Origin of the sequence: Pseudomonas mosselii, assembly GCF_005796105.1 — a bacterium.
Lineage (GTDB): Bacteria > Pseudomonadota > Gammaproteobacteria > Pseudomonadales > Pseudomonadaceae > Aquipseudomonas > Aquipseudomonas mosselii_C.
The window spans coordinates 504,336-520,416 of sequence record NZ_VAUO01000001.1; the positions used below are offsets into that span (position 1 = coordinate 504,336).

Genomic DNA, 16,081 nt, shown 5'->3' on the forward strand with positions numbered 1-16,081 from the left:
GGGTAACGCGGCGACTACTTTCTACAGCCGGTCTCAGCACCGACTAGCGCGGGTTCGCAGCGCCGGCTCAATGCCCATAACGGCCTACCAGACTTTGCGCACCTAGCGTGTGCCCGTGCAGGATCTCCATCAGCCGCTGCCGGTCCAGTCCCATTGGCAGGCTGCCCGCAGGCAGGTCGGTGGCGATCACGGTCAGCACATAATGGTGTGGATTGTCGCCAGCGGGCGGGCAGGGCCCACGGTAGCGCTGCGTGCCTCGGCTGTTGGGGCCCAATGTGGCAATTTCGCTGCTCTGTCCGGCCGCGCCCTCATCGAGGCCGCCACTGGCAGCGTCCAGGTTATACGCAAGCCAATGCACAACGCCCATGCCCTTGGCACCGTCTGGATCGAACATCACCACGACCAGCGACTGCGTGCGCTGTGGCAGGTTTTTCCAGCTCACCTGCGGCGTACGCTCTTCGCCGCTGCCACACTCCGGCTCCGGCCCCACCTGTTGCAGAGCGATCACGCCGCCGTCGGTAAAGGACGCCGAACTGATTGCCAGCGCCGGACTGTGGTTGAGCTGCATGCCCAGCGTCACGCCGGGCAGAAGGGCAAACAGCGGCCAGTACCAGAGTTTCATGTCATCCATCCTGAGCGAGCGCGCAAGGCAGAGCATGTAGTCTAGACCATGCCTTCAGGGTGCCCGTCGGGCGACGGGCGGTTGGCAGATCAGTGCGCGTCGCGATGGACTGCCTGGGTCGAGGCGGCAGGAGCCATGGCGTCCAGGGTTGGGTGCTCCTGAGCGGCGTGCATCAGGTCTTCGGTCACCCGTAGTTCGGCGCCGCTGGGCGAGAAGGTCGCCGTCGGGGCGAACGGTGCCGGGTGCTCGGGCTTGGGGCGCTTGCCCCGGCGCCACAGGAAGAAGCCGACCATAGCCAGGTTGATCACCGCGAAGGCCCAAAACAAGCCCACTTCGCCGTAGCGGGTCATCATCGGCGAGATCGCCAGCGGCGCCAGGGCCGAGCCCAGCGAGTTGATCAACAGCAGGCCCTGGATCATCGGCACCAGGGCATCGGCCGGGGCGCGGTCGGCCGCGCTGCTCACCGCCACCGGGTACAGCGCGAATACCCCACCGCCGAGCAAGAACATCAACGCCGGCAGCAACACCGTGTCGGTCGGCAATACCACGATCAGCAGCGACAGGACGGTGCACGCTGCAGCCAGGGTGATGAGCACATCCTGTCGATCCTTGCGATCGGACCAGCGCCCCACCGGGTATTGCAGCAGCATGGCGCCGAGGATCACCCAGGCCATCATGCGGCCGACGTCACCGACATCCATGCCTACCCGTTGCAGGTACAACGGCAGCAGCGCGTAGATACCGGCGATGATGATTCCGGAGCCAAAACAGCCCACCAGGCCTGTCGGTGCCACGCCCAGCAACTGGCGCGGCTTGAGTGGCTCGACATGCTCAAGCAGCGGCGATACCCGTGGCAGGATGACGATCGGCAGCACTGACAACGTCGCCAGCATGCCGGCCAGCATGAACGGTGCACTATCGCCCAAGGCGGTGATCTCGCCCAACGCGGCCTGGGCCAGTACCCCGGCACCGTAGAAGGCAATCATGTACAGCGCCAGCAAACGGCCGCGAATCTTCGCGTCGCCAGCCAGCAGCAACCAGCTTTCGATGACCAGGAACACGCCGACTGCGGCCCAGCCGTTGATCAGGCGTAGCACCGACCACCAGAGGGTGTCGTAGAACAGCCCCTGCAACAGGATAGTCGCGCCGATCAGCGCGGCGAAGCTGCTGTAGGCGCGGATATGGCCAATGCGCAGGATCAACCGATCGTTGAACACGGCGCCCAGGGTCAGGCCGATGAAGTAGGCCGACGAGACGATACCGATGGTGGTCGCCGATTCGCCGGCTGCGCCTAGACGCAGGGTGGTGAGTGAAGACAGAAAACCATTGCCCAGAGCAATGATGAACAAGCCGAGCAGGGGCGCCAGCGCCATCGCCAGCAAACGCGCAGACATACGTACCTCAAAATTGGAACGAGCGGGTGTGCCTTTTCGGTTGCACGCGCTATGCGGTAGGGCCTGGGCGGGCTGCGACCCTGGCAAGATTCAACCGCTGGGCGGTCGAACGACAGCCGGGCGGGGGCGGTTGAGCCTGCTTGCACCTGTGCGCAGCGGTGCCAGGCGCAGATGCTGTCTTGGCGAAAAGGTGGCGACCGGGAGGGCGGCGGGCGAAAAGGAAGCGCGATTCTACGGACTGTGGCGGATTTGCCAAGAGGGCGTGACCTGCGACGAGAGGCCGCAGGGGCCGCGCAAAAAAACACTAGGACGATGAATTTTGCCGTCTGACTCAACAGGACTCACCTGTTTCGAGAGGAGGTGATCGCGCGGCGTTATGCATGGGAAAGCGCGGCACGTTTGCGCATAATGCCTGGCAGCCGTCTTTCAGGGAGAAACCGCCTCATGCTGGCATCGCTGTTCGCCGTCCTGGCGCCCGTGTTCATCGTTGCCGGTATCGGTTATGCCTGGGCCCGTCGCGGCCTTGATTATCCCACCGAGTTCATCGCCCAGGTGGTGATGACCGTGGGCACCCCGGCGTTGGTGCTATCGACCCTCAATCGTACGCAACTGGACCCGACGGCGTTCACCAGCATGGCCCTGGCGTGCTGCCTGTGCCTGCTTGGCATGGCGTTGGTCGGGTATCTGGTATGCAGCTTGAGTGGCAAGCACTGGCGGGTGCTGCTGCCAGCGTTCATGTTCCCCAATACCGGAAACATGGGCCTGCCCATCAGCCTGTACGCCTTCGGTGAGCATGGGCTGGCCCTGGCGGTGGCGTTCTTCCTGACCTTGTCGATCTTCCAGTTCACCGCAGGGATTGCCATCGCCGGCGGCGCTGCATCCCCCAAGGCATTGCTGCGCAACCCCATCGTCATCAGTCTGGTCGGGGCCATGCCACTGATCTTCCTCGATGTGCAACTGCCGCGCTGGCTGGCCAACACGGTCGACCTGCTGGGGGGCATGACCATTCCGCTGATGCTGTTGACCCTCGGGGTCTCGCTGGCCAGCATCCGTCCACGGCATATCGGCGGCGGGTTGCTGCTGGGTGGGCTGCGGATCGTGCTGGGGGCCGGGGTGGGCTGGGGCGTGGGGGCGGTGCTTGGGCTGGAGAGCCTTGAACGAGCGGTGCTGGTGATGCAGTCGGCGATGCCGGTGGCGGTCTTCAACTACCTGCTGGCGGTGCGGGCGAACCGCGAGCCAGAGCAGGTGGCCAACCTGGTGATGTGTTCGACGCTGCTGTCGTTCGTGTGGTTACCGGTGGTGCTGGCGGGGTGGCTATAAACGGTGTCACAGGGCGCAGCGGCAGGTCTGGCCCTGTGCGGCCGGCGAGGGTGTGATCAGCTGGCGGGTTTGTCGGCCTGGCGCTGGGCATCGGCTTGGCGGTTGTCCTGCTCGGCCTTGGCTTTGGCCAGCGCCTGCTGGCTTTGCTTACGGTGAGCGGCCAATTGTGCGCTGCGTTCGTGCAGGCGGTCAGCGCCCCCTTCTGCGAACACCGAGGTCACGGTGGTGCTGGCGAGCAGGGCGAGGATCAGGGGCAGGGTTTTCATGACAGCGGTCTCCAGTTTCGATTCATGGGCAGCTGGCCAAAGGCCAAGTGCTGCGCATGATGGAGACCGTGGATTTTCCCAGCATTAACAGAACGTTTCAGCCCTCGCTTACCCAGCCGGCCGGTGTAAGCAGCATGCTCTGGGTGGCCTGGATCGGCTTGGCAGCGCTGGCGGACGCCTGTGCCAGGCCCTTGATCGCGGCGCCCAACGCCGGGTCGTTGGCCCAGCCTGGCAGGTCGTCGATGCGGTAGCGGTAGGTCAGTTGCGTGCGTTGCTGACCACCTTGCGCCTGCGGTGGGGTGAAGCCTTCGATCTGGGTGACCTGCGCCTTGCCAAAGCACAGCCCTCCCTGGCCGTTAAGGGCGTCAGCCTTGTAGTAGGTGCGGCTGTTGTCGGTCAGTTCGTAGGCGTAGTAGATATCGGTGCGGGCCGGCTGCCACAGCCGTTCGGGCACTTCGGTGCGGCGAATTTCCTTTTCGCTGACCACGCCGGCCTTGGCCAGTGCGCGCAAGGCCTGGTTGGTGCCATCGACATCGAAATCACGGGTGTGGGCGGGGAAATGGCCGACCACGAAGCAGCGCGGATATTGGGTGTCGAGCCAGGCCTGGGCGGCCTTGCGCAGCCCGGCTTCGGTGGCCTGCTGGTCGTCGGAGCAGCCGAGCAGGGTGGCCAGTAGCGCCAGGGGTACGATCTTCCTGTCCATCGTAAGGCTTCCTTGAGTTGCCAGATTACGGGTGCAAATGCCGGTCAGGACCGACGCGGCGGGATTAGAACCCGCGAGCCAGAGCGGCTGCAATCGTGGCAACTGGACATACCGATGGCCTCGGTAGTCAGTCGATCGGCAATAAAACCCCGTCACGACCCAGGTGATAACGCTGCAAGTCGCGGGCGAGGGTGAGATTGCCGCTGTAGTCGGCCAACGCCTCCTGGCGCACGTCCTCGATGCTGTTACCACGCCCAGGCGCACTCTGGTAGCGGGCACTGAAGTGGGTCAGTACCAGGTTTTTCACCCCGGCCTGTTCGGCGAACCGGGCTACCGCCGCCGCAGTGCTGTGGCCGAAGCTGTTCTGGCTGCGCTCAACCACAGGTTCGGTAAAGGTGGCCTCGTGCACCAGTACATCCACGCCCTGGGCGAGCTCTGCCAGCAGCTGCGGGCGGTCATTGTCGCCACAGACGATGATCCGCTGTGGTGGCCGTGTGGGTTGCAGGTAGTGCTGTGGGTCGAGCGACACGCCGTCATGCAGCGCCGCGTGGCCACGGGCCAGCTGACCCCACAGTGGGCCGGCCGGGATACCGTCGGCTTTCAGTCGTTCGGTATCGAGCCGAGGCTCCGGGTCGCGTTCGGTGAATACAAAGGCCCAGGATGGAACACGGTGCGACAGCTCCAGGGTGGTCACGCTGACATTGCCGCTGGTGAAGCCGCTGAAGGTTTCCAGCGCGTGCATCTGCAGCTCGAATGGCAGGTAGGTTTCGCTCACCGCCAGGCTCTGCGCCAACCAGGCTTGCAGGCTGGCGGGCAGCACCAGCGGCAACGGCTCGCTGCGCCCGGACATGCCGGCGCTGGCCAGCAGGCCCGGCAGCCCGAAGCAGTGATCGCCGTGCACGTGGGTGATGAAGAGGGCGCGCAAGTTGCGCACCGATAATGGGCTGCGCAACAGCTGGTGCTGGGTGCCTTCGCCGCAATCGACCAGATACCAGCCGTGCCCGGCGGACTCGATCACAGCGGTGGCGCTGACGTTACGGGCCTTTGTGGGCACCCCGGAAGAAGTGCCCAGAAACTGCAGGTCCATGCCTGACTCCTTGACGTGAAGACTGTCCTGCCTCAACGGGCGAGGCACGCGGAGGCTAGCATGGCGGGCCACCGGGAAACAGGCTAGGGCAAGGACCGGCCATCAGACGCAGCAGCGCCAGCGCTATTGCAGGCTGGCGCGCATGGGCGGGGCAATTAGAAGGTGTACGACACCCCAGCCTGCACAGTGCGTGGCGCACCGGGGTAGACGTAGCTGTTGAACGCGCCTTCGTCGTACTCCTTGTTGAACAGGTTCTTGAGATCCAGGTTCAGGCGCACGTGTTCATTGACCTTATAGAAGCTCAGCAGGTCGACCACGGTGTACTGGTCCATGGTGTAGCTGGTCGCCGAGGTCTGTCCGTTGCGCTCATCCACGTACTTCACGCCCATGCCCATGCCCAGACCCTTGGCCCAGCCGTCCTGAAACTCGTAGGTGTTCAGCAGGCTGACGCTATTGCGCGGGATGTTGGCAAGCCGGGTGCCGGTCGGCAGGCTGGTGTCCTTGGTCACTTCGGCATCAACATAGGCGTAGCCGCCGATCACGCGCCATTCGGGCGTGAGGTTACCGGCGATGTTGATGTCCAGGCCACGGCTGCGGACTTCACCGGCAGCGATCTTGAACGTGTTGGTCGGTTGGGTGGGGTCGTTGGCCAGCACGTTGCGTTTGACGATGTGGTAGATCGCCGCGTCGACGCTCAGCTGGCGGTCGAGGGCTTCCCACTTGATACCCAGCTCGTACGACTTGCCTTTTTCGGGATCGAAGCCGCGCCCGGTATTGCCAGCAGGCGTACCCGTGTTGGGCTTGAACGAGCGCGCCGTGTTGGCATACACCGCAACGGTGTCGGTCAGGTCATACAGCAAACCGACACGCGGGGTGACGCCGTTTTCAGCCTTGTTGAAATCGCCACTGCCAGTTCTGTTGAGCTTGTTGACGTAGTCATGCTCAAAGCGCTCGAAGCGCACACCTGCCAGGAACTTCAGGCGCTCGGTCAGAGCCACCTGGTCCTGCACGAAGGCTGCCCAGGTCTTGAGGTTTTCCTTGTCGTGGGTGGTGAGGCGGGTCAACGCCGGGCGCGACTGGTCGTAGACCGGGTCGAAGATGTCGATCGGGTAATCGGTCAGAGCGCCGCCTGAGCGACGGATGATCGAGTTGTAGTCGTAATCCTCGTACTCGACGCCGGTCAGCAGCGTATGGCTGAAACCTGCGGTGTCGAAATGCCCGGTCAGGTTGAGCTGGTAGTCGCGGTCACGCCATTCCAGCTTGCGGTAGTTGAAGTTGCGGCCCAGCGTGCGACCGTCTCCCTGCAACACGTTGGCCTCGATGGCGTTGCCCGCGAGCGTGCCATCCAGCCACTGCATGCCGCCGCCAAGGGTCCAGTCGTCGTTGAGCATGTGCTCGAAGCGCAACTGGGCCATGTTGTTGTCGTTGTGCAGCATGTTGTCGCTGCCCTTGCCCCAGATGTTGGTGTCACGCGAGGCATTGCCGAGCTGGTTGGCGTAGCGGGTCAGGCCGCGGTCCAAGGGGTGGTTGTTGCGCAGGAAATCCCCCTCGAAGACGATCTTGGTCACCTCGTTCACCTGCCAGCTGAGCACTGGCGCAACGCTGTAGCGTTCGCTTTCCACGTTATCGCGAAAGCTCTCGCCGCCTTCGCCGAGCACGTTCAAGCGGTAGACCAGACTGCCGTCCTGGTTCAGTGCGCCGGTGCCGTCCAGGGTCGCGCGGTGCATGCCTTGGTCGTCGAACTGGCTGCCCAGGGTGACTTTCGATTCTGCCTGGGGTTGCTTGGTGACCACATTGAAGGTGCCACCGGGGTCGCCACGACCATACAGGCTGCTGGCAGGCCCGCGGATCACCTCCAGGCGTTCGACGCTGTTGGCGTCTGGTGCGTTCGGATAGCCACGGTTCATCGGGAAGCCGTTACGGTAGTACTCGCCGGTGGTGAATCCGCGCACGGTGACGGTGGTCAAGCCCTGGCCGCCAAAGTTGTTGGCCCGGCCAACGCCACCTGCGTAGTCCAGGGCATCTTGCAGACGGGTGGCGCCGGTGTCTTCCAGGACATCCTTGGGCACTACGCTGACCGACTGTGGGGTTTCGTGCAGGGCGGTGTCGGTGCGAGTCGCGCTAGCTGAACGGGTGGCGCGATAGCCCTCGACCGGCCCGTCGGCGCGCTCGTAGCTGGCGGCGTCAGCATTGATGTTCACGGCGTCTAGCTGGATGCTCGTGGGCGTGTCGGAGGGCGCTGGTGCGGCCCAGGCCAGGAGTGGGGCGGCGTGGAGCAGGCACAGCGAAACAATCCTGTAACGCATGGGTTCAGGTCCTGGAAGTCAAGGCAGTGGAAGTAGAAACGCGCCGCGATACTATCTGGTAACAATTCGCATTTCCAGATATTTGTGGCATACCACATCCCACTTGAGACGCACGTGCCAATGCCAGGTCCGCAGGCCGCACCCCCGCGCCAAGTGGTACACAGGCATGTCACGCCAGCGTCATATGACAGTCCCAAGATGGCGCGATGTCCACCAGGCTTTGCCGAGGCTTCGCTAGCGCATGCACTCACCGCACCCTGAGGCCGACCTGCACGGCCTGCTTTATGCCTATGTGTTCCACCCCGGCCAGCCTGGCCGTGAGATCGACGCCGTTCAGGCCATGGCCTATCTGCGCTCATCACCGGGCGACGAATTCTTGTGGCTGCATTTGAACCTGGCCCATGCCGCCTGCGAGCGCTGGATGAAGAGTCATCTGGACCTGCCCGAAACGTTTTTCGAAACCCTGCGCGAAGGGTCGCGCTCCACCCGCATCGAGCATACCGACGACGCGCTGCTGGCGGTGGTCAACGATATGGTGTTCAGCTTCGGCCTGGTGTCTTCGGAGGTATCGACGTTATGGGCCTGCGCACGCAGCCGGCTGTTGCTCAGCGCTCGTTTGCAGCCGTTGCATTCGGTGGACGAGCTGCGTTCTTCGGTCAAGCGCGGCGAGCGTTTCGGCTCCACCGTCGAATTGCTGGTGCACCTGGTCCGCGACCAGGGTGACCTGCTCACTCGGGTGGTGCGCGAGTCGACGCTGAAGGTAGACCGCATCGAGGATCAGTTGCTGTCGCTGCGCCTGTCCGATAACCGTGCCGAACTCAGTAGCCTGCGCCGTGTGTTGGTGCGCCTGCAACGCCTGTTGGCGCTGGAGCCGGGGTCGCTGTTACGGCTGCTGAACCGGCCCCCGGCGTGGTTGAGCGAGCAGGACATCCAGCAGCTACGGGCCTCGACCGAAGAAATTGCAGTGATCATCGACGACCTCACCAGCTTGGTGGAGCGCATCAAGCTGGTGCAGGAAGAAATCGCCGCCAAGCTTACCGAAGAGAACAACCGGACACTGTTCACGCTTACCGTGGTGACCGTACTGGCGCTGCCGATAAACATTATCGCCGGCTTCTTTGGCATGAACGTGGGGGGCGTGCCGTTGGCGGACGACCCTCACGGTTTCTGGATGCTGGTGGCGTTGGTCGTGACCTTTACCGTGATTGCCGGGCGCTGGGCGTTTCGCAAGCGCGGTGATCACTGAAGGCGTACTCACGGCTACGCCAGCGGGGCTGTGCGCTATTTGAAGTCCCACTGCATTTGGGTGGCGATGCTCACCGCCCGCGACGATTGCACGCACACATCCATGTAGTCGGTAAAGCGCGGTGGTTCGGCGATGCCTTCCTCTAGTAGCCGGCTGTTGTCGAACAGGTAGTTCAGGTCGGCAAAACCGCTGTACAGGCGCAGTGCACGCAGCACCAGGCGTGGGTTGGCCGGCCCGATACGAGCCTCGAAGCGACCGGCCAGCGACTTGAGATCGTCCGAATCGATTTTGCGATAGCGTTCGCCAACCGGCGCCATGCCATTGGCCTGGGCGAACGCACGGTCGATTTCGGCGAAGGTGCAGGAGGCGCCTCGCCCTGCCGAAACATGATAGAGATCGTGGCTGAGTTGGGGCTTGCGGGCCAATCCGATCAACGCTTCGGCGCAGTAGTCGACCGGGATCACGTCGATCTGCTCGTGCAGATCGCAGGTGAAGCTTTCCAGGGCGAAGCCCATGCGGAATACCCAGAAGATACTGCCCGAGGCCTGGCATCCCAGGCTACGGTGACCAACCACGATGGAAGGTCGCGCCACTACCAGAGGCAGGCCTGGCAACTGTTCACGCAGACGTCGTTCGATCTCGGCTTTCGACGCGGTGTAGTCCACCAGTTGTTGCTCGGCCTCTGGAAACTCCCATGACTCGCTGATCGGCGATTCCCGCTCGGGCCCACAGCACATGGCCGTGCCCACATGCAGGAAGCGTTTGAGCCGCGCCGAGTGGCTCAGCACCTCGGCGAGGGCGTAGGTGCCTTCGACGTTCACCGGCCAAATCGTCGGGTTTTTCGAGAACGACGCCACGGCCGCGCAATTGATCACTCGGTCCATCTGCAGCAGCCGTGGGGTTGCTTGGGCCAGCCATGAGGTATCGAGCAAATCGCCGCACACAATCTGCGTTTCTTTCAGCGCCAGGCATTGGGCTTGACTAACACCATGTTGCAGCAGGTTGCCGCGCAGGCGTTCGAGGCCTTCGGCTGGCGAATCGCTGCGCACCAGGAAGTGCAGCCCGGCACCTTGACCTGCGGCGATCAACTGAGCGGCTACCGAACCACCGAGAAAACCCGTGGCGCCGGTGATCAAGATATCTTCGCGCAGGGTGGATGGGGCGAAAACACCCGCGTGGGTCAGTGCATTCATGGCGTTACCTCGGAGGTATAAGGGTGTTGCGCATTTGAAGGGGGAAAGTGTCAACGGGGTGTGAAAAACAGGTGAGCGTTTAATCTGCGTGAAGTAGCAGTGTTCGCCTTGCATATATTCAGCGCATACCTGTGTGGCCCGCAGGTCGTGGCGTGTAGCCTTTGCGTGCGGCGCTGGCAGCTATTTTCACGGTGGTCCACTTGGAGTTCAACCGATTAAGTGAGGGCGTGCGGAAAGTTTGCGTGAAACTATTTTAATAAGTGCCGCAAAAATGAAATTTCGACAATGTTAAATGTAATTTAATTTAAATAAAGTGCGTCGACAGCCAGTGTTCAGGTAATCCGTCAGGCGATGTGTTATCGCATCGGCTGTTGTCCAGACCGATGCGAGCGCACGCAGCACAATTGTGTGCTGCGCTTACCATCCCCAATGTTTGAGGGTTAGCAGAACGGCCATTCCAACTGCCAACGTCAGCAAGGTACTGCGGGTCTTCCAGGCCACCAGCCCGGCGGCAATCGCGGCGGGAAGCTGCGGGTTGCTCCAGTCGAAGACGCCGTGGCGATCAGGCAGGACCACGGCAGGTAGTACCAGCGCCGCCAGCACCGCGGCTGGTACGTAGGCCAGCGCCCTACGCAGCAGTGGCGGTAGGCGCAATACGCCATGCAGCTCGATGAACGACAGGCGTATGGCGAACGTACCTAAGCCGATCAGCCCGAAGGTCAGCCATTGCAACCACTCGCTCATGAGGCCTCCTGGGTGGCACGCTCGCCGGACGGGCCGCGCAACTGCTCGATCAGTACGCCGGTGGTCACGCCGCCTACCGCGGCCAGCAGCAGGCCCAGGTTGAACGGCAGCGCGGCGGCGAGTACCGCGATCAGGCCGCCGGCAAGTGCCGCGCCCAAGGTAGCCGAGCTGCGGATGCTCGGCACCAGCAGTGCCAGGAACGACAGCGGAATGGCAAAACCCAGCGACCAGGATTCGGGAATGCCGGTGCCCAGCAGCACACCGGCCAACACCGCCAGCGTCCAGCCAAACCACATCACCACCGCGGTGCCGGTGTAGTAATGGAAGGGGAAGTTGCCAGCCCCGTCCGCGCCGTTCTTCAACGCCCACAGTGCGAAACTCTGGTCCGACAGCACGTAGGCCAGCGGCCAACGGTGACGCCGTGCCAGGCGATTGAACTGTGGGCTCAACGACGCGCTGTACATCAGGAACCGCAGGTTGATCACCAGGGCGGTGACCACCATGGTCACCGGCAATGCACCACTCTGCATCAACTGCATCACCACCAGTTGGGCAGAGCCGGAATAGAACAGCACAGTCATGCCCATGGCTTGGCTGGGCGACATGCCCATGCCGACCGCGGTTACTCCGGTGATCAGGCCAAACGGGACGATCCCAGTGGTGAGCGGCAGCACATCGCGCGCGCCCTGTGCCAATGCGTGTGTTGCGCTGCGGTATGCCATGTGTGTTCCTCGGCGATCGTTGAAACGCGCAGGCCAGTGCCTGGCCACATGGTCAAAATAAGGCGGCGTGCGGCTGGTCACAACCGTACAAATCTGAAATATTAGGCCTAAAAAAAATGAGCCTCGTGATATGTCCCTGGATATGCCTACCCGGCACGCGCTGCCCCTGAATGCGTTGCGTGCCTTCGAAGCCTCCGCGCGGCTGGGCGGGTTTGCTCGCGCAGCCCATGAACTCAAGCTGACCCCAGGGGCCATCGCCGCGCTGGTCAAGACCTTGGAGCGCCAGTACGGCGCCATGCTGTTCGAGCGCCACGCCAAGGGCGTGCGCTTAACGCCGCTGGGCGAAAGTGTCAAAACCCAGTTCACCGAGGCTTTCGATGCCGTGGAGGAGGCTGCGCGGACCCTACGTCGCTTGGCAGCGCCGCAGCGCGTGCATATCGTCACCTCGCCGGCCTTAGCCCATCTGTGGCTTGGCCCACGTCTGCCACAGTTGACGGCGCAACTGGCGCCTATCGAAATCTCGGTAACGGCAGTCGATGAGCCACCGAACCTCAAGCGCAGCCCATTCGACCTGTGCCTGTTCTATACCGAGCGCCTTGAACGCGGGCAACGCTCGCTGGCCACCGAGACCGTGACTCCGGTGTGCGTGCCGGCGTTGGCCGCCGACATCCACAGCGCCGCTGACCTGGCCAATGCGCGCTGCATCGCCGAAGTGTGCTGGAACGATTGGGAAGTCTGGGCGCAGGACGTGTTGGGCAGCGCCTTCGTGGCGCGAGGGCCGGGGTTTTCGCTATATGCCAGCGCCGTGCAGCAGGCATTGCTAGGGGCCGGGGTGCTGATTGGGCGCAGGAGCCTGGTACAGCGCTACCTGAACAGCGGCGAACTGGTGGCACCGATCGATCATTCGGTGCCCCTAGGGCTGCATATCGCTGCATGGACATTGCCATCGGCCCGGGGCAACCGGGCGGTGATGGCGGTAGAGGAGGGCCTGGCAGAACTGGCCCAGGCCTGAGGAACCGGTTAGTGCCCGCCCTTCATACGGCGGGCAATCAGGTAGATGCCCAACCCCACCAGCGCTGCCAGTGCGCCGATATAGCCGGTGCTGGTCCAGCCTAAACCCGCGCTGATCGCCATGCCGCCGAACCAGGGGCCCAAGGCGTTGGCCAGGTTGAATGCGGCGTGGTTGGAGGCAGCGGCCAGGCTGGGCGCTTCGTGTGCGATGTCCATCAGGCGGATTTGCAACGGTGCGGCCAGGGCGATCATGGTGCCGACCAGGGCAACGCCTGGTAATAGGGTCCATAGCGAATGGGCGGCCAGCGGAAACAGCAGCAGCACCGCCATCGACCACACCAGCACGATACCGACCGCGCGGAACTGCAGGCGGTCGAACAACTTGCCGCCGACGATATTGCCGACGATCCCGCCCACACCGAAGGCAGCCAGGCCGAAGGGAATCCATTGTGGCGACGCCTGGGTCACGTGCAGCAGGGTCGGCGCCAGATAGCTGAACACACAGAACATCCCGGCAAAGCCTATCGAGGCGATGCCCAGGGCCATCCACACTTGCGGCAGAGAGAAGGCACGCAGTTCCTTGCGTGGATCACTGCGAACCTCATCGGCCGGTTGTGGCACGTAGCGGGTCACCAAGGCCACGGTGCACAGCGCGATCAGCGCCACCAGCACAAATGCCGAGCGCCAACCGAAAAACTGGCCAAGCAGGGTCGCCAGCGGGTTGCCTAGCAACATGGCCAAGGTCAGGCCCATCATTACCCGCGCCACGGCCCCGGCGCGATGGTTGCTGGCCACCATGCTCGAAGCCACCACCGCGGCGATGCCAAAGTAGGCGCCATGCGGCAGGCCGCTGATGAAGCGAAACGCCACCAGGCTGGCGAACGACGGTGCGAACGCGGTGGCCAGGTTGCCAATGGCGTACAGCGCCATCAGCAGCAGTAACATGTGCTTGCGCAGCAGCTTGGCGCCGAGGATGGCCAGACTCGGCGCCCCCACCATCACGCCGAGCGCATAGGCGCTGATCGCATGGCCTACCTGGGGCTCGCTCAAGTGCAGGTTGTTGGCGATATCGGGCATCAGGCCCATGATGGCGAACTCGCCAGTGCCGATGGCGAAGCTGCCAAGGGCCATGGCCGCTTCCATTTTGACGACGGTGGATGTGCTAGGAAGTGCTGGCGGCGGTGACTCGTGGACTGACATCGGGATCCTTTGCGAAACATGCTGAAACGTTTGACTACCTATCCTAGACAATCTCAAGCGCAGGCGTCGACCCTGAACGGGCCGCTAGAGCGCCGATCACTGGCACAGTCATGGACCTACCTCGTTCTCAATCAGTTCGTCTTGCACAACCGTGCAGTTACCGCTAAACCTGCGCTGGCTGAATAATCTTTGGAGAAACGGATGATCAAGGTCGGAGAACAGTTGCCCGATGTCACGCTTTACCAGTTCAGCGACGGGGAGGGCGGTTGCCCGATCGGGCCGCAGGCGTTCTCGTTGCGCGAGCGCTGCCGGGGCAGGCGCGTGGTGATCTTCGGCTTGCCGGGAGCGTTCACCCCGACCTGTTCGCAGCGTCACGTGCCGGGCTACCTGGAGCACGCCCATGCGCTGTTCAAGGCCGGCGTGGACGAGATCCTGTGCGTCGCCGTGAACGATGCCTTCGTCATGCACGCCTGGGGCAAGACCTTCGCTAATCAAGGCGAGGTGGCCATGGTGTCTGACGGTAACGCCGAACTCACCGATGCCCTGGGGCTCGCCCAGGATGCCACAGCGCGTGGCATGGGCAAGCGCTCGCAACGCTATGCGCTGTTGGCAGAAGACGGCGTGGTACGCCGTATAGAGGTGGACGCACCCGGCCAACTGGCGGTGAGCGACGCGCAGAGTATGCTGGCGTTTTTGCAGATGCCAGCACAGTAACGGTTCAAGGTATTGATCCTGTGTGCGGCCCTAGGCTGGGTACCTGCCAGGCAAAGCGATAGACCTGCTCGGGCGCGCGGGCCTGGCATTGCCTGTTGTCCGCCGCGCTCCCCACCAGGTACCACGCGTCCCGCGAGGTGCCGCCCAGCTTGCGGGCCTTGTCGAGCGTAAAGCAGCGCTCCAAGTGGCTGGCCGGCACCAAGGCGAAGGTCTGCGGATGTTGGCGCAGCCAATAGATTGCCTGTTCCACGCTAGCGGTGCTGGCGAAACCAAAATGCACGATTGGCTGGCGCGCAAATAGCCAATGTCCTTCGCGCCAATGGATCAGTACCAGTTCTGCGCCACGCGATGCATGCGCGGCGTCGGCCATGAGGGTTTCGTGAGGGTTACGGCCTTCCTTGAACGGCTCGATCAAGCCGCGTGCAAACCACAGGCAGAACCATGCCAGCGCTACCGCCATGAAGACCTTGCGCCATCTGGGACGTCGCTGGAACCATCGCTTGAGCAGCCAGGGCAGCAGCGGTGCGATGGCCAGTACCAGGCCGGGCAGCGCGGGGTAAATATAGAGCTTGCGTTTGCCGCTACTCAAGCTGAAGAACAGCAGTACCAGCGCCACCCAGCCCAGTAGCAGCAGGAACCGGCCATCGCGCTTGTGCAACTGGCGCCGCCAGGCAGGGACCAGCCAAGGCAGGGCCAGTACCAAGGGCAGCCAGTATTTGGGGATGACCTGGGTGAAAAAGTACCAGAAGGGCTCACGGTGGTCCCAGGCGTTGGCGTAGCGCCCAGCGGTCTGGCGCAGCAGGATTTCCTTGAGATAGGCCAGCTCGGCGGCGCCACCGCCGTGGGCGATCGATACCAGCAGCGGCAGCAGCCACACCGCGCAACCGGCCAGCAGGCATGCCAAGCCCCAGCTCCAGCGCACAGCCTGGCCCGGCATCGCCACCACCCCACGCCAGCCTTTGTGCACGCCCCAGGCGTAGGGCAACAGCAGCAGCGCCGGGACAAACCCCACACCTTTGCTGATGATGCCTAGCCCCATGGCCACGCACGCCAGGTAGAACCAACCCCACGCAGGGCCGAGCAACAGATGGCGGAGCATGCCGTAAACGCCAAGCATTACCCACAGGCAGAGGAAGCTGTCGATCTGCCCGGTACGCAGAATGCTGTAGGTCTGGTAGGTGGCCAGGAACAACAACGCCGCAATCACGCCGACCCGGCGGTTCCACAGGCGCCTGCCAAGGTCGTGCAGTACCAGCGTGATGGTGGCTGCCGACAGCAGCCCCGGCAGGTACAGGGCGACTTTTGGCAGACCGGTCAGGGCGCTGAATGCAGCCACGGTCCACATGAACAACGGCGGCTTGTCGGCGTAGATCTGCGCCGCGCGGTGCGGGATGAACCAGTTGCCGTCCTGCAGCATTTCAAGGGCGACGCCCAGAAAACGCTCTTCATCGACGTTCATCGGCTGGCGCCAGCCGATCCCGGCGCCGACCAGCAACAGCGCAAGGACAACCAGTAGCAGCCGTTCGGCCGCGAGGGTCTTGAGGCGCGGCACA

15 protein-coding genes are annotated in these 16,081 nt (G+C 63.3%); 4 read left to right on the forward strand and 11 right to left on the reverse strand.

Annotated elements, in window-relative coordinates; genetic code table 11:
* Nucleotides 1–67 precede the first annotated feature (67 nt).
* Both FEM01_RS02385 and FEM01_RS02390 read right to left on the reverse strand, forming a co-directional pair.
* The gene (locus FEM01_RS02385; RefSeq protein ID WP_138217677.1) at nucleotides 68–622 is read right to left on the reverse strand and encodes a YbhB/YbcL family Raf kinase inhibitor-like protein; all 555 of its coding nucleotides are present in this window, start codon (nucleotides 620–622) and stop codon (nucleotides 68–70) included.
* Nucleotides 623–711: 89 nt separating this feature from the next.
* A complete protein-coding gene (locus FEM01_RS02390) occupies nucleotides 712–2,016 on the reverse strand; it encodes an MFS transporter (protein ID WP_138217678.1) in 1,305 nt (434 codons plus the stop codon).
* Between the two features lie 444 nt (nucleotides 2,017–2,460).
* On the opposite strand from FEM01_RS02390, the gene FEM01_RS02395 reads away from it, so the two are divergent.
* Nucleotides 2,461–3,336, forward strand: coding sequence for an AEC family transporter (locus tag FEM01_RS02395; RefSeq protein WP_138217679.1), 876 nt, complete (start codon nucleotides 2,461–2,463; stop codon nucleotides 3,334–3,336).
* A 56-nt stretch (nucleotides 3,337–3,392) separates the two neighbouring features.
* Here the strand turns inward: FEM01_RS02395 and FEM01_RS02400 are convergent, their stop codons facing one another.
* The 4 genes from FEM01_RS02400 to FEM01_RS02415 form a co-directional block, all read right to left on the reverse strand.
* Nucleotides 3,393–3,602, reverse strand: a complete 210-nt coding sequence (locus FEM01_RS02400; protein WP_138217680.1) for a hypothetical protein — start codon at nucleotides 3,600–3,602, stop codon at nucleotides 3,393–3,395.
* Nucleotides 3,603–3,699: 97 nt separating this feature from the next.
* A complete protein-coding gene (locus FEM01_RS02405) occupies nucleotides 3,700–4,305 on the reverse strand; it encodes a hypothetical protein (RefSeq protein WP_138217681.1) in 606 nt (201 codons plus the stop codon).
* Between the two features lie 127 nt (nucleotides 4,306–4,432).
* The gene (locus FEM01_RS02410; protein ID WP_138217682.1) at nucleotides 4,433–5,392 is read right to left on the reverse strand and encodes a ribonuclease Z; all 960 of its coding nucleotides are present in this window, start codon (nucleotides 5,390–5,392) and stop codon (nucleotides 4,433–4,435) included.
* Between the two features lie 155 nt (nucleotides 5,393–5,547).
* Nucleotides 5,548–7,698, reverse strand: coding sequence for a TonB-dependent siderophore receptor (locus FEM01_RS02415; protein WP_138217683.1), 2,151 nt, complete (start codon nucleotides 7,696–7,698; stop codon nucleotides 5,548–5,550).
* A gap of 241 nt (nucleotides 7,699–7,939) precedes the next feature.
* On the opposite strand from FEM01_RS02415, the gene FEM01_RS02420 reads away from it, so the two are divergent.
* Nucleotides 7,940–8,944, forward strand: coding sequence for a transporter (locus FEM01_RS02420; RefSeq protein WP_138217684.1), 1,005 nt, complete (start codon nucleotides 7,940–7,942; stop codon nucleotides 8,942–8,944).
* 35 nt (nucleotides 8,945–8,979) lie between these two features.
* Here FEM01_RS02420 and cprA read toward each other — a convergent pair whose 3' ends face one another.
* From cprA to FEM01_RS02435, 3 genes are all read right to left on the reverse strand, one after another.
* Nucleotides 8,980–10,137 carry a cationic peptide resistance protein CprA gene (cprA, locus tag FEM01_RS02425; protein ID WP_138217685.1) on the reverse strand — a complete coding sequence of 386 codons (1,158 nt, stop codon included), beginning with the start codon at nucleotides 10,135–10,137 and terminating at the stop codon, nucleotides 8,980–8,982.
* Between the two features lie 417 nt (nucleotides 10,138–10,554).
* On the reverse strand, nucleotides 10,555–10,881 hold the full coding sequence (locus FEM01_RS02430) for an AzlD domain-containing protein (protein ID WP_138217686.1): 327 nt from the start codon (nucleotides 10,879–10,881) through the stop codon (nucleotides 10,555–10,557).
* Nucleotides 10,878–11,603 (reverse strand): AzlC family ABC transporter permease, encoded by a 726-nt coding sequence (locus FEM01_RS02435; RefSeq protein WP_138217687.1) that lies wholly within the window; start codon nucleotides 11,601–11,603, stop codon nucleotides 10,878–10,880. Before FEM01_RS02435 ends, FEM01_RS02430 begins: the two co-directional genes overlap by 4 nt.
* 130 nt (nucleotides 11,604–11,733) lie before the next feature.
* Here FEM01_RS02435 and FEM01_RS02440 point away from each other — a divergent pair, with 130 nt between their 5' ends.
* The gene (locus FEM01_RS02440; RefSeq protein WP_138217688.1) at nucleotides 11,734–12,615 is read left to right on the forward strand and encodes a LysR family transcriptional regulator; all 882 of its coding nucleotides are present in this window, start codon (nucleotides 11,734–11,736) and stop codon (nucleotides 12,613–12,615) included.
* Between the two features lie 8 nt (nucleotides 12,616–12,623).
* On the opposite strand, the gene FEM01_RS02445 is transcribed toward FEM01_RS02440, so the two are convergent.
* Nucleotides 12,624–13,814 carry an MFS transporter gene (locus FEM01_RS02445; RefSeq protein WP_138217689.1) on the reverse strand — a complete coding sequence of 397 codons (1,191 nt, stop codon included), beginning with the start codon at nucleotides 13,812–13,814 and terminating at the stop codon, nucleotides 12,624–12,626.
* A gap of 201 nt (nucleotides 13,815–14,015) precedes the next feature.
* Between FEM01_RS02445 and FEM01_RS02450 the strand changes: the two genes are divergently transcribed.
* The gene (locus FEM01_RS02450; RefSeq protein ID WP_138217690.1) at nucleotides 14,016–14,528 is read left to right on the forward strand and encodes a peroxiredoxin; all 513 of its coding nucleotides are present in this window, start codon (nucleotides 14,016–14,018) and stop codon (nucleotides 14,526–14,528) included.
* A gap of 4 nt (nucleotides 14,529–14,532) precedes the next feature.
* Here the strand turns inward: FEM01_RS02450 and FEM01_RS02455 are convergent, their stop codons facing one another.
* On the reverse strand, nucleotides 14,533–16,080 hold the full coding sequence (locus FEM01_RS02455; RefSeq protein WP_138217691.1) for an ArnT family glycosyltransferase: 1,548 nt from the start codon (nucleotides 16,078–16,080) through the stop codon (nucleotides 14,533–14,535).
* Nucleotide 16,081: the final 1 nt, after the last annotated feature.